We start from the raw sequence: 13,979 nt of genomic DNA, 5'->3' as shown, positions 1-13,979 counted from the left end.
ATGTATTAGGCACGCCGCCAGCGTTCATCCTGAGCCAGGATCAAACTCTCCATAAAAGAAGTAAGCTTGATTAGCTCGTTTGATTGTTTAAGTCAATCACTCTTGAAGTACTACTCTGAGTACTCAATTTATCGGAATTAACGTTGACATATTGTCATTCAGTTTTCAATGTTCATGTCTTTTTCTTTTGACTCAACAAGAATTAATTATACACATATTTCTAATTCAAGTCAACAACTTTTTGAAATTCTTTTTTATCAATTTGTTGAGTTATTTGTTTGCCACTCAACAAGATATAACTATACAGCCTCTCAAACCTTTTAACAACATTAAAATTTACACTCTTTAAGGGCTTTTATCTTTTTGAATAGTTATTACCAATTTTCCCAGAATTAATTTAAAAACAGCTGCAAAAATCTAAATGATACACTCTCCCAAATGGCACAAATAAGTAGACAATATAAAAATATAAGAGCGCTACTCAGACTTTACAACTGACATAAAATCTCTGTAGCACTCCTGACAAGATAAAGAATATATCTTGTTTCTTCTATATACTATTACATTTCTGTGCGCCCAGAAATAGCTTTTGACAAAGTGACTTCATCTGCATATTCCAAATCGCCACCAACAGATAACCCTTGCGCAAGGCGTGTGACACGAATGCCTAATGGTTTCACAAGTCGCGATAAGTACATTGCTGTTGATTCACCTTCCAGATTAGGATTCATCGCTAAAATCAGCTCCTGAACGCCATCATCCTTGAGACGCTCAACAAGTGCTGGAATGTTGATATCCTCTGGTCCAATGCCATCCATTGGAGAAATGGTGCCATGCAGTACATGATACAAGCCTTTATATTCTTTCATTTTTTCCATAGCAATGACGTCTTTATCATCTTCTACTACACAAATAATAGAACGATCTCGCTGCTTGTCTTCACAGATGTAACATGGATCCTGTTCGGTAATATGACCACATGTACTACAATAAGTAAGTTCTCGCTTCACATCTACTAGTGCTTTGGCAAATTGAACAACATCGTCTTCTTTCATCTCTAATACATGAAAAGCCAGACGTTGAGCCGTCTTGGGACCAATGCCTGGCAATTTCATAAAGCTATCGATGAGCTTTGATATCGGTTGTGGATAATGCATATTACATCAATCCTGGAATGTTAAGACCTTTAGTGTGTTTGCCAAGACGATCTGCTGTCAGTTCATCTGCTTTATTCATTGCTTCATTCGTTGCAGCAAGTACTAAGTCTTGTAACATTTCAACGTCTTCTGGGTCTACTACTTCTTCATTGATTACAACATCAACGACTTCCTTATGACCTGTTACGACAACTTTGACCATACCGCCACCAGCTGTACCTTCAATTTTTTCTTCTTTTAATTTATCCTGCTCTTCTGCCATTTTCTTTTGCATTTTTTGCATTTGTTTCATCATTTGTTGCATATTACCGCCACCGCGCATAATGTCATTCCTCCTTGATATATAAAAACTTATGAATTGTTATTATCGTAAGGTTTAGATACCTCTAGATTCGCTTACAATTATACATACCTTTCTAACTATTGTCATGTTTCGCTATCTACTTCATGGACAATATCTGCGCCAAAAATATCTTTTGCTGCTTGAACAGCACTCGGCTTCGTTTCTGGTGTTTTTTGTTGTAGTGAAGACTCTGTGCTACCACGCTTCAATCCTTGAATGTAATCGCTGCGCACTTGCATCCATTTGTCCGCGGGTACACCAACAACTTCTACAGACTTAGCAATAATGTCTTGAACAACCTTTTCAACACTGTGTCGTTTCTCTTCATCTTTTTTTAAAATTTCACAATGGATTTCTTCTTCAAACTTGATTAACACCTTATCTTCACTTGCCGCAACAGGTTCAGAGTTTTGTAGCAAGCTGACCAAGGCTTTTTGTTCTCTATCTTTCGCATATTGTATCACATCGAGCCAACGCTCTTTAATCCGTGCAATATCTTCTTTATTCGCATTGTCCAATACTTTAGCAATGCGCTCCACAGAATAAGTTGTCGTACTACCACGGCGTTTTGGGGACTGTGCCTTCGCTGGCATAGGACGGCCTTTATCTTGAGATTTCAACGACTTTAGTTCTGATTCCAACTTATTTAAACGCTCTATTAACGTTGCGTCAACTTGCGTAGTTGTTTGTGTTGAGACATTCGTTGTATCACTTGTTGTCTTAATCATTTCTGACAACTTAACCAGTAACACTTCAAAATGTACATTCTGGTTAACACTAAATCGAATGGACACAAGTGTATCGTTAATCACATCAATCATCCGATAAAGTACATCCAAATCTAAATGGCTTAATGCATCGTATTCAAATGATGTCGCCGTTGTTTTTGCCATAATCGTATCACGTACAAAATAAATCATGTCGTTGATAAGGCGATTCACTTCTTTTCCTTGGTTCACAAACGAATGATAACGTTCAAAGGCACTATGTACATCTCCTTGCACGACATCGCTTAACAATAAATTCAAATCTGCATCTGCTAAACTTCCTGTAACATCTAATGCATCTTGTAGCGTCAAATATTCCTCACCAAATGCGATAGCCTGATCCATAATGCTCAATGCATCACGCATTCCACCTTCAGAAACTTTCGCAATAAAATCTAATGCCGCTTCTTCATATGGAATCGCTTGCGTTTCAGCAACATATTTCAAGCGTGAGACGATTTGTTCATGATTGATTGCTTTAAAGTCAAAACGCTGCGCACGAGAAATAATCGTCGGCGGTATTTTATGCGGTTCTGTCGTAGCTAAAATAAATATCGCATGTGCCGGTGGTTCTTCTAATGTTTTTAACAAAGCATTGAACGCACCTGTTGTTAACATATGTACCTCGTCAATAATGTAGACTTTATAACGTGACTCACTTGGTGCATATTTTACTTTATCACGAATATTACGAATCTCATCGACGCCGTTGTTGCTCGCAGCGTCAATTTCAATGACATCTGAGTTTGTTCCCATCGTAATGCCCTTACAAATCGCACACGTATTACACGGCTCTCCATCATGATTCGTTTCACAGTTGATCGCTTTCGCAAATATTTTCGCAATACTTGTTTTCCCCGTTCCTCTAGGGCCACTAAAAATATATGCGTGCGATTGTTTGCCTTTTGCGATAGCGTTTTTTAATGTTTTCGTCACATGCTCTTGACCGACAACGTCCTCAAAGCTCTGTGGTCGAAACATACGATATAGTGCTTGATAATCCACTGTTGCACCTCCGAATATACAATGCTTTCATTATAGCATGTTCCCAATATTTTGTATGTCACAATGAACATGATCAGTATGAATAGAAAAGTTCAAGTCGCCTTCGTATAAAAACTGCCACTATCGTATAACTTCATCAGTCTCAAATGCTGTATCTCACTTTATACACCAAAAAATTGTTTTGGATAGTGCACTTCACCATGCGGTAGGTCTTCTAATGTATCCCACAAAAATTTCACACGCACTGCTTCATCTGGCATATTAAATGGAACGGTAATTCCATGTTTAGCTGCTATTTCATAACCCAACTGTGCATAAAAATCCGGATGTCCAAGTACAACAATTGTCGTATATTCCTGTGCATATGCACGTTCTTCTAGTGCTTGTACCAATGCAGCACCGATACCTTTCTGCTGATACGCATTTAATACAGACAACGACGCCAATACCAATGCTACATATGTTTCTTCTTCGCTTTCAATCTTTACTTCACTACACATCGCATGACCAATAATGTCATCATCTGCTGTTTTCGCGATGACTTCTAGCTCATAGCGATAGTCTGGTGCCATGCGTAACCTTTTGACATGTTGTACTTCATCTTGTTCAGATTCAGATGTTTCTTCAAATGCATTCTCAATCATCTGTAAAGAGAGTTCATAATCCATCTCCGTAAGTGTACTGATAAAAATCGACATCTTAGCACCTCCCGTAACTAATTAATCAAAAAATTAAAATAGCAACCGATGTTCATAGTCATTATAGCATTTATCAATCACCATACGATCGCAATCTTCACAAGCATAAAAAAGAGAGCTGAAACAATCGCCTCACGCGTATCATCTCAACTCTTTCTATATTCAATCATTCATAGCAAATTAAAAACCGTGCACCTTTGTGTTGAATGGGCATCATAAGCGTTACCAAAGTCGATAGCTAAACCTCGGCTACCCTACGGCACATATGAATGTCCACTTAATGCTGCTTCCGTCAGGACCTGACATGGTTCATGGGTTCATATTGCATAGGACCGAAGTCTTCAAACACCTCGTGCTTTGGGCAGACCTCACAAATACACACCCGTGACAAAGGAATTCAGCCTCGCATAAAGCGGTTTTCGAGTACAGGGAACCGCTACCTCCCCGCTTAGCACGGTACGATTAATCATACTATACATTCCTAACATATTGCAAGCGTAATCCTATCTAGACACAATTATTTTTGGCGTCTAGAAAAATCAACAAAACGAAATTCTGTTGCAAGGTGTTTAGAAATATTGTATTGAAACTTCGTCGTGTCTTTTAAATGCACGATCCCCCGAACGGTAGCCGTATAATTAGGGGTCACATCCCCAAACACTTGATATTCCGAAGACCCAAATGGTTCAAACGTAATCGCCTTACTTGAAAAACTAATCTCAAACCCTTTGGTCTGTTCAATATACGCATATAAGGAATCACGTAAGTCTTGTTCTGTCAGGTCTGGAAAAAGGTCATATATCAAATAATCTTCATCTATTATTTTAGCGATCCCTTCAATTTTACGATAACGAATAATGTGCCATAAACTTGTATCAGCTGTGATGTCGAGTGCTTTTCGTACAATCGGAACATCACGTGCCACAACTTTTTCAAAAACTTGTAGCTGTGTTTCATGCGCTTTGCCTCTTTGTTGTTGAACTTCTTTAAAACTCACCAAATCAGCAAATGGAAAGTCTGTCAATCCTTGATAGATGACAATTGATCCTTTGCCACGTATTTTCTGAATCATCCCTTCTGACACTAACATATTCAAACTTTTGCGGACTGTTTCACGTGACACATTGTATTGATTCATAAGCTGATGTTCTGATGGGAGTTGTGTGCCATATGCATAGGTACCGTCTACAATTGCCGTTCGCATCTGTTCGTAAATGTGTCTAAACTTATTTTGTTTTTTCATCGCTTATTTTCGCCTCTTACTTGGATTCTATAGAAATAACATACGCCGCATAAGGGTCAAGGTAACCATCAGTAACATTTCCATTCTGTAAGATTATTTTGCCATCACATTCAATAGCTTCTGGCAATTTTGCAGGTTCCAATGTCATATTTGCGACTACTAACCATTTCTGATTTTCGTAGTTCCGCTCATACACAAATAATTGCTCATGCTCCATATACCGCGGCACAATATCGCCATGCGTAATAATGTCGTGGTCATGTCTCAATTCAATGAGCTTTTTGTACGTGTAGAAGATAGAGTTCGGATCATCAAGTGCCGCTTCAACATTGATTTTGTCATAATTTGGCGTAACATCAATCCATGGCGTTCCAGTCGTAAAACCTGCATGTGCTTCTGTTGACCATTGCATCGGTGTACGTGAATTATCTCGAGACTTCTGTCCAAGAATTGTTAATATCTCCTGTTCATCATATCCCTTATTTACAAGTTCTTTGTACGCATTTAGTGATTCTACATCGCGATATTGGTCAATCGATGTAAAGTGAGGATCTGTCATACCGATTTCTTCACCTTGATAAATATACGGTGTGCCTTGTAATAAATGTAGCACAATCGCTAATGTTTTCGCACTTTGTTGTCTCATCGCTTCATCCAAGTCGCTTCCGAAGCGTGATACGACACGTGGTTGATCATGATTACACCAGAAAATCGCATTCCATCCACCACCGTTATAAATACCTGTTTGCCATTCCATCAATATCGACTTTAACTGATGCAAATCAAACTTCTGATTCGTCCATTTCTCTCCATCTTTATAATCCACTTTTAAATGATGAAAGTTAAAGACACTACTCAACTCTTGACGCTCTGGTTGTGTGTATTTAATACAGTGATCAATTGTTGTAGAAGACATTTCACCAACAGTCATCAGACCTTTTTTACCAAATGTTTCTCGATTCATCTCATGGATATATTCATGTACACGTGGCCCGTCCGTATAAAACTCTTTACCAATCGCCGTAGAGTCTTCAAATCTCCCTTTGGAAATAAGGTTAATGACGTCAAAACGAAAACCATCCACACCAAAGTCAATCCAATAATTAATCATGTCATATAACGCTTTACGTAATTTGTCATTCTCCCAATTAAGATCTGCTTGCGTCACATCAAATAAATGCAAGTAGTAGTCATCTGTTTGCTTATTATATTCCCATGCATTGCCACCGAATTTAGACATCCAATTCGTCGGTGGGCCATCTTGAGATTCTTTAAAAAAGTAGTAATCACGATATGGACTTTCTTTGGACTGGCGCGCTGATTGGAACCATTCATGTTCTGTCGATGTATGATTAATCACAATATCCAAGATTATTTTAAGTCCACGTGCGTGTGCACTATCTAACAATTCTCGAAAATCTGCCTTACTACCAAACTGTTCGTTGATTTCATAGTAATTACGAATATCATAACCATTATCATTCATTGGCGAATCATAAATAGGTGTCAACCATAAATAATCCACACCTAGAAACTGTAAATAATCCAACTTGTCGATAATCCCTCTCAAATCCCCCTCACCATTACCTGTCGTATCATTGAATGATTTAGGATAAATTTGATAAACAACCGACTTTTTCCAATCTTGTTCTTTCATGATATTGTCACCTTCTATGGATAGTTTTGTCATTATCTTACGCAAAAAACAATGAGAAGTAGAATAAGCTGTACTCGCTCAATTCTACTTCACTTATTTGAATCATCATTGTTGTGTTTCTGATGTATCTACCATCTTTTTCGTTTTCTCACGACTAAATTTTGAAAGAATCACTGTCAAAATCGCTGGTACTATCATTGAAATCAATGTTGCAATACCGAAAATACCCCAGAATTCACGATGAATAGAGATAATTGCTGGCAGTCCACCGACACCAACAGAGCCAAGAACACCTGCACCACCAATCAACGCACCTGTCAACATCGTTGTAATGATTGCAGCGAAGAATGGGTATTTCAATGGTAAGTTCACACCAAACATCGCTGGCTCTGTAACACCTAAGAAGCCTGATAAACTTGATGTTGCTGCAAGCCCTTGTTCTTTCGTCATTTTACGTTTTTTGTATACATACCAAGCACCTAAAGCAGCAGAGCCTTGAGCAATGTTAGATTGCGCCAAAATTGGCCATAAATACGTACCTTTTAATGGGCTACCTATTAACTGGAAGTCAACTGCTAAGAACATGTGGTGTAAACCTGTAATGACAAGTGGCGCATAGAACAAACCATAAATAGCACCACCAAGCCATCCAGCACTTTCGAATAATGTTGTCACTGCAACTGTAATACCTGTACCAATCCATAACGCTGCTGGTCCAATGACTAAAAATGCTAAGAAGCCTGTTACAAGTAATGCTACTGGTGCAACAACGAGCAACTTAATAGAATCAGGTACAATTTTATTCATACCTTTTTCAATTTGAGCAAGGACATAAGCAGCAATTAACACCGGAAGTACTTGTCCTTGATAATTCAACTGTTCGATCGCAATACCAAAAATATGCCACTTTGGAATTTCTTCTGCTGTTCCAATTTCGTATTGTGATAATAATTGTGGGTGCATTAACACAAGGCCTAATACAATACCGAGTACTGGGTTTCCACCAAACACACGCATTGCACTCCAACCGACTAATGCAGGTAAGAAAATAAATGCTGTTGTCGCAATTACGTTAATAATATTTGCCACATCTGCAATTTCTGGAAAGCGCTCAATAATAGACGGCGCACCTTTTGTCCATTCCATCGTTAAAACATTGTTAATTCCTAACAATAAACCTGCTGTTACGATAGCCGGTAAAATAGGAATGAAAACATCTCCCAAAAGCTTAATCAAGCGTTGTAACGGATTACCTTTCTTTGCTGCTTGCGCTTTGGCTTCCTCCTTAGATACTGCTTGTGTTCCTGTTTCATCAATAAACACTTTGTATACTTCATCAACTGTTCCAGGACCAATGACAATTTGGTATTGATTGTCCGCTTTAAATTGTCCTTTTACAAGAGGATTGTCACTCAATCTATCCTTATCTACTTGATTATCATCATTCAAAACCAATCTAAGACGCGTTACACAATGTGTCGCAGATTGTAAGTTCTCTGGACCGCCAATCGCCTCAATAATGTCTTGTACATCCGTTCGCTTTACTGCCATGTTTTTCACTCCTTATTCTTCTACTTGTATAGACAAATTATAACTTGTATGTACAACTTTTGTAAAGGCTTTCACAAAATATACATTTTTTAATTTTTTAGCGTACAATAAAATAGAGCAGAAATCGTTTCCCTAACTGATTTCCACTCTACTACAAATATTAGATTTAAAAGAATAATGATGCCATAATCAGCGTACTAATACCGGCTAAGATACAGTACAACATCGCTGGTCCGAGTGTCTTACTAATAACACTACCTTCTTTACCAGGCATATTAACAACTGCACATACTGCAACGACATTATGTACGCAAATCATATTACCCGCTGCAGCACCAATCACTTGCGCACCGAGTACGGTATACACATCTGCACCAATTGCTTGTGCGATATTTGCTTGTATTGGCGCAAATGTTAGTGTAGATACTGTTGCACTACCTGTAATAAACGAGCCCAGTGCGCCTAAGAACGGTGCAATGACAAGCCATACACCTCCAAATGTATGTGCCATACCTTCTGCAATAAATTCTGGCATACTTAATAAATCATTACCGTTCAAACCTGAATTACTAAATACATGCACCATTGCAAGTGTCGCAATTAATGTAAACGACGTAACACGAATGGTCTTAATCGACTCGCGACAAGCTTTTGTGAAGTGACGTATTGACTTGCGCTGAATAATTACTGCTAAAAATGCTGAAACGAGCAAAATGGTACCTGGTGAGTATAATAATTCCCAACTTGATGAGATACGCTCATATCCCATGATTTCATTCCACGATAGATTTAGCACAGATGTTGTAAGTGCTTTAACTGGTGATACAACACGTGTTAACAATAAAAGCGCTACAACAATTAAGTACGGTGACCACGCAGATAACAAGCTCATCTCATGCTTCATTGATGCTGCTGACGTATCATAATCGTCTACAAGCGCATCTTGCCAAATCGTCTTAGGTATTAAAATTCCCTTTCTAGCCGTAAATACTGCTACGACTAAAACTGTTAACGGTGTAAGGATGGATACAAATTCTGGTCCTGTCAGCATTGCATAAAACCATGCTGTGAATACGTAAAATACACCGATCAGTAATGTCCATGGTGCAATTTCTAAAATCGCTCTAGCCTTGCCGTTTTTCCCGAAGAAGAAGACCATGGTTGCTACCATAATGAACGGAATCATGACACCACTTAATAACTCAACAACTGTCACACGCATCGTTGTCATATGAAATAGCGTATCATTCGCATTTTTTAATGTACTAAGTCCAACAAGAATTGGCGTCCCTACCGCACCAAATGATACAGATACGCTATCGGCAATCAGTGCTGTTACAACACTTGTCAATGGTTTGAACCCTAATGCAACCATCAGTGGCGCTGTAACCATAGCAGGCGTCCCAAATCCTGAAGCGCCTTCGATTAATGATCCGAACAAAAATGCAACAATAATCACCTGAACACGCATATCATGTGATACATTTTGAAATCCTGCGTTAATACGCGCTACTGCATTTGTCTCCCTTAACGTATTGAGTAACGTTAACGCACCGAATAAAATTAAAATAATTGTTAGTGTTTTATGTATGCCTTGTAAGAAGGAAGCCGTAATAACCCCACCGTCTATCCCCCAGAATACATAGCCTAATATTGTGACAACCACTGCGCTAATTGTCATCCCAACTAAGGCAGACATACGTAGAACAACCAAACAAATGAATGGTACGATTACTGCACTTAACGCAACAAGCATTAATAATGCATTCATCTAAATTCCCCCAATAACTGAATAAATAATCATAGTCATCTGATGACCTTATGACTAATTTAATCAAATTGTAAGCGTTTTTGTTTACTAATTCAATATTTATCTTATTATCTTAATATTTGATTATTCTATCACTGGAACCTCTCGTATTATACGCATACTTTCCCTCACATATAAAACACTTGAATACGTTGATATTACAGCATTTACAAGCATTTGAGATTCCCTTTTTTCACGCTTGATTTTGTTCTTTTTTTGTACATAATTTTAAGTTAATTTTTATTTCACTCACTAAAATCACACATATAATTTTTTAAGAAACATTTCACATATAAGAATCTATTTTCAATCATCTCACCGCTATAGTTACATAACACTTCAAATATTTCTATTTACCCAACAGAATCTTACGGAAATACTTAATCTTTTCAATCTACACGATATTTTTTAACTTCAATAAGCCTAGAGCATTTAAAATGAAAAAAGAGTGGTATATAATAGAAGTATCAAGGTAAACCACTGCCTTGCTCTCAAGCCAAATAGAAAGGTGATCGTTTTATGACAAGCAAACACAGCAAAGATATTATTATTATTGGAGCAGGTGTCCTAAGCACAACGTTCGGTTCAATGATCAAAGACCTTGAGCCCGACTGGAATATAAAGCTTTATGAGCGTTTAGATCAGCCAGGTGAAGAAAGTTCGAATGAGAACCATAACGCAGGTACTGGACATGCCGCACTTTGTGAGCTTAACTACACAGTACAACAACCAGATGGCTCTATTGATATCGAAAAAGCAAAAGTTATCAATGAAGAATTTGAGATTTCAAAACAATTCTGGAGCTATCTTGTTAAAAGCAAAAACATTGATACACCAAGAGATTTCATCAATCCATTACCACACATTAGCTTCGTTCGTGGCGTTAATAACGTTAAGTTCTTAAAAGGTCGTTATGAAGCAATGAAGCAATTCCCTATGTTCGACAACATCGAATATACAGAGGATATTGAAGTAATGCGTAAATGGATGCCATTAATGATGGAAGGCCGTCGTGCTGATGATATCATGGCTGCAAGTAAAATTGATGAAGGTACAGACGTAAACTTCGGTGAACTAACACGTAAAATGGCACGTAGCATTGAAAAACACCCAAATGCGCAAGTACATTACAATCATGAAGTGAAAAACTTCCACCGCCGTGAAGATGGCAAATGGGAAGTAAAAGTACTTAACCGTCAAACTGGTAATGTTTCAACTGAAATTGCAGACGTTATCTTTATCGGAGCAGGTGGCGGTGCGATTCCATTGCTACAAAAAACTGGTATTCCAGAAAGCAAAAACTTAGGTGGTTTCCCAATCACAGGTCAATTCTTAGCGTGTACAAACCCATCAGTTATTGAAGAACACGGGGTTAAAGTTTATGGTAAAGAACCACCAGGCACACCTCCAATGACAGTGCCTCACTTAGATACACGCTTTATCGATGGTAAGAAGACTTTATTGTTCGGTCCATTCGCAAGTGTTGGTCCTAAATTCTTGAAAAATGGTTCAAACTTAGACTTATTCAAGTCAGTTAAACCATACAACATTACTACTTTATTAGCGTCAGCTGCGAAAAACTTACCATTATTAAAATACTCTTTTGATCAAATTTTAATGACAAAAGAAGGTTGTATGAACCACTTGCGTACGTTTGTTCCTGAAGCTCGCGACGCTGACTGGGAACTATACACTGCTGGTAAACGTGTTCAAGTAATCAAAGATACTGATGAATACGGTAAAGGGTTCATCCAATTCGGTACAGAAGTTGTAAACTCTGAAGACCACACTGTTATTGCATTACTTGGTGAATCACCAGGGGCATCAACATCTGTGTCAGTTGCTTTAGAAGTTATTGAACGCAACTTCCCTGAAGAATTATCTGATTGGACAGCAAAAATCCAAAAAATGATTCCATCATATGGTAAATCATTAATTGATGATGAAGCATTAATGCGCAAAACACGTGAACAAACTTCTAAAGACTTAGAATTGAACTATTACGAATAAAAGGAGTGCGCATCCACATGAAAAAATTTATGATTTTAGCAATTATTATCGGTGCGGCAACAGCTGCATTAAAACGTTATCAACAACACGTTAACAAAATGCCAAACATCGAATATTAATTTTTAACAATGAATGTCATCTATTTAGTATCTAATGATTCCAAATAGATGACATTTTTTTAGATTCTACATCTTTTGTGGTGGGATGGGAGTGGGACAGGAATCTCATTTTTTCTAAAAAGATTCCATTGTCCCACCCCGGCAAGACTAAGTAGGGATAAAAAGGGCTTAGAAAAGTACATTTTCATTCCAGTCAGCTATTGCCTTTTACAATATATTCTTACTTTGGATAGCGTTTTCTGTTAATATCCTACTTTTTATAGTATGCCAACTGTATACTAAATCAAAACAGCTATTTCAACTTAGCTGGAACGACAATATAAATAAAACTAGATCCTTACTTATCATTATCTTTCCACTGAACAGCAAAAAAGCGACAGAACTTCAATCGTCCTGTCGCTTTTCTATTTGAAATTACTTACTTTCTTCGTCGTTTTTACGTCTTCTGAAGAATAATAGTGCACCTAAACCAGCAAATAGGCTACCAAACAATGTTGTTGATTGTTGAGATTCTTGTCCAGTTTCTGGTAATGCTTTATTGTTTTGTACCTTAGATTTTGTTGCTGTGTGTACAGTTGCTTTGTTCGCTCCTGTTACTTCACTTGTTGTATGATCTATTGATCCATTTGGCATAACTGGTGATTTAGCTGGTTTTTTAGGTTTTTGCTGTTTATTTGTGTGATCTTGATCATCAGATACATCTCCCGTATTAATATCAGTAACTTCTGGGATTTCGATACCTGTTAACTTATCTAGCTCTGATGGTAAGTCACCTTTTTGATCTTCCGGTAACGCATTAACCTTATCTGTAGCTTCGGCTTTTTTGTCTGCAGCTTCTTTTTGTAGTTCTTCTAACTCTGCTTTCTCTGCTGGTGTGATTAAGCCGTCTGCTTTTGCTTTATCTAATGCGTCCTTCGCCGCTTGGTCTGCTGCCTTAGCTTCTTCTACTGCTTTTTCTGCTTCAGCACGTTGCGCATCAATATCATCTGCCACACCATTGGCGTCTGCATCATTCACTTCTGGTATTTCAATACCTGTTAACTTATCTAGTTCTGATGGTAAGTCACCTTTTTGGTCTTCTGGTAATGCATTGACTTTATCCGTCGCTTCGGCTTTTTTGTCTGTAGCTTCTTTTTGTAGTTCTTCTAACTCTGCTTTCTCTGCTGGTGTAATCAAGCCATCCGCTTTCGCTTTATCTAATGCATCTTTCGCTGCTTGGTCTGCTGCCTTAGCTGCTTCTACTGCTTTTTCTGCTTCAGTGCGTTGCGCATCTACATCGTCAGCTACTCCATTAGCGTCTGCATCATTCACTTCTGGTATCTCAATACCTGTTAACTTATCTAGCTCTGATGGTAAGTTGCCTTTTTGATCTTCTGGTAATGCATTGACTTTATCCGTCGCTTCAGCTTTTTTGTCTGTAACTTCTTTTTGTAGTTTTTCTAGCTCTGATTTTTCTGCTGGTGTGATTAAGCCGTCGGCTTTTGCTTTATCCAATGCATCTTTCGCTGCTTGGTCTGCTGCCTTAGCTGCTTCTACTGCTTTTTCTGCTTCAGTGCGTTGCGCATCTACATCGTCAGCTACTCCATTAGCGTCTGCATCATTCACTTCTGGTATCTCAA

11 protein-coding genes and 1 other RNA gene are annotated in these 13,979 nt (G+C 38.1%); 2 read left to right on the top strand and 10 right to left on the bottom strand.

Annotation, left to right across the window (positions count from 1 at the left end; genetic code table 11):
• Positions 1-560: 560 nt before the first annotated feature.
• The 9 genes from recR to NXS11_RS10785 all read right to left on the bottom strand — a co-directional run bounded on the left by recR (position 561) and on the right by NXS11_RS10785 (position 10,192).
• The gene (gene recR / locus NXS11_RS10825; protein ID WP_259201267.1) at positions 561-1,157 is read right to left on the bottom strand and encodes a recombination mediator RecR; all 597 of its coding nucleotides are present in this window, start codon (positions 1,155-1,157) and stop codon (positions 561-563) included.
• A 1-nt stretch (position 1,158) separates the two neighbouring features.
• The gene (locus NXS11_RS10820; RefSeq protein WP_259201261.1) at positions 1,159-1,479 is read right to left on the bottom strand and encodes a YbaB/EbfC family nucleoid-associated protein; all 321 of its coding nucleotides are present in this window, start codon (positions 1,477-1,479) and stop codon (positions 1,159-1,161) included.
• A gap of 104 nt (positions 1,480-1,583) precedes the next feature.
• On the bottom strand, positions 1,584-3,272 hold the full coding sequence (gene dnaX, locus NXS11_RS10815) for a DNA polymerase III subunit gamma/tau (RefSeq protein ID WP_259201217.1): 1,689 nt from the start codon (positions 3,270-3,272) through the stop codon (positions 1,584-1,586).
• 161 nt (positions 3,273-3,433) lie between these two features.
• On the bottom strand, positions 3,434-3,970 hold the full coding sequence (locus tag NXS11_RS10810; protein WP_259201210.1) for a GNAT family N-acetyltransferase: 537 nt from the start codon (positions 3,968-3,970) through the stop codon (positions 3,434-3,436).
• 187 nt (positions 3,971-4,157) lie between these two features.
• Positions 4,158-4,427, bottom strand: an RNA gene (gene ffs, locus NXS11_RS10805) — signal recognition particle sRNA large type.
• A gap of 60 nt (positions 4,428-4,487) precedes the next feature.
• A complete protein-coding gene (treR, locus tag NXS11_RS10800; RefSeq protein ID WP_259201209.1) occupies positions 4,488-5,213 on the bottom strand; it encodes a trehalose operon repressor in 726 nt (241 codons plus the stop codon).
• Positions 5,214-5,229: 16 nt separating this feature from the next.
• A complete protein-coding gene (gene treC, locus NXS11_RS10795) occupies positions 5,230-6,870 on the bottom strand; it encodes an alpha,alpha-phosphotrehalase (protein WP_259201208.1) in 1,641 nt (546 codons plus the stop codon).
• Positions 6,871-6,975: 105 nt separating this feature from the next.
• Complete coding sequence (gene treP / locus NXS11_RS10790; protein ID WP_259201205.1) at positions 6,976-8,421, bottom strand: PTS system trehalose-specific EIIBC component; 1,446 nt, start codon at positions 8,419-8,421, stop codon at positions 6,976-6,978.
• A gap of 166 nt (positions 8,422-8,587) precedes the next feature.
• Positions 8,588-10,192, bottom strand: a complete 1,605-nt coding sequence (locus tag NXS11_RS10785) for an L-lactate permease (RefSeq protein ID WP_259201204.1) — start codon at positions 10,190-10,192, stop codon at positions 8,588-8,590.
• Positions 10,193-10,750: 558 nt separating this feature from the next.
• On the opposite strand from NXS11_RS10785, the gene lqo reads away from it, so the two are divergent.
• Both lqo and NXS11_RS10775 read left to right on the top strand, forming a co-directional pair.
• Entirely contained in the window at positions 10,751-12,241 is a 1,491-nt protein-coding gene (lqo, locus tag NXS11_RS10780) for an L-lactate dehydrogenase (quinone) (RefSeq protein ID WP_259201203.1), read from the top strand.
• Positions 12,242-12,258: 17 nt separating this feature from the next.
• A complete protein-coding gene (locus NXS11_RS10775) occupies positions 12,259-12,360 on the top strand; it encodes an SE2200 family small protein (RefSeq protein WP_259201202.1) in 102 nt (33 codons plus the stop codon).
• A gap of 414 nt (positions 12,361-12,774) precedes the next feature.
• Here NXS11_RS10775 and NXS11_RS10770 read toward each other — a convergent pair.
• Positions 12,775-13,979: fibronectin-binding protein FnbA (locus NXS11_RS10770; protein ID WP_259201201.1), on the bottom strand; the 1,205-nt coding region annotated here is incomplete at its 5' end.

This window comes from Staphylococcus americanisciuri, from assembly GCF_024814435.1.
Lineage (GTDB): Bacteria > Bacillota > Bacilli > Staphylococcales > Staphylococcaceae > Staphylococcus > Staphylococcus americanisciuri.
The sequence above is the reverse complement of the archived record's forward strand: the minus strand, read 5'-3'. Positions and strand labels throughout refer to the sequence as shown.

Bases quoted from the DNA above. Each gene is read 5' to 3' on its own strand.
- recR (WP_259201267.1), bottom strand. From the start codon at position 1,157: ATGCATTATCCACAACCGATATCAAAGCTCATCGATAGCTTTATGAAA.
- NXS11_RS10820 (WP_259201261.1), bottom strand. From the start codon at position 1,479: ATGCGCGGTGGCGGTAATATGCAACAAATGATGAAACAAATGCAAAAA.
- NXS11_RS10810 (WP_259201210.1), bottom strand. From the start codon at position 3,970: ATGTCGATTTTTATCAGTACACTTACGGAGATGGATTATGAACTCTCT.
- treR (WP_259201209.1), bottom strand. From the start codon at position 5,213: ATGAAAAAACAAAATAAGTTTAGACACATTTACGAACAGATGCGAACG.
- treC (WP_259201208.1), bottom strand. From the start codon at position 6,870: ATGAAAGAACAAGATTGGAAAAAGTCGGTTGTTTATCAAATTTATCCT.
- treP (WP_259201205.1), bottom strand. From the start codon at position 8,421: ATGGCAGTAAAGCGAACGGATGTACAAGACATTATTGAGGCGATTGGC.
- NXS11_RS10785 (WP_259201204.1), bottom strand. From the start codon at position 10,192: ATGAATGCATTATTAATGCTTGTTGCGTTAAGTGCAGTAATCGTACCA.
- lqo (WP_259201203.1), top strand. From the start codon at position 10,751: ATGACAAGCAAACACAGCAAAGATATTATTATTATTGGAGCAGGTGTC.
- NXS11_RS10775 (WP_259201202.1), top strand. From the start codon at position 12,259: ATGAAAAAATTTATGATTTTAGCAATTATTATCGGTGCGGCAACAGCT.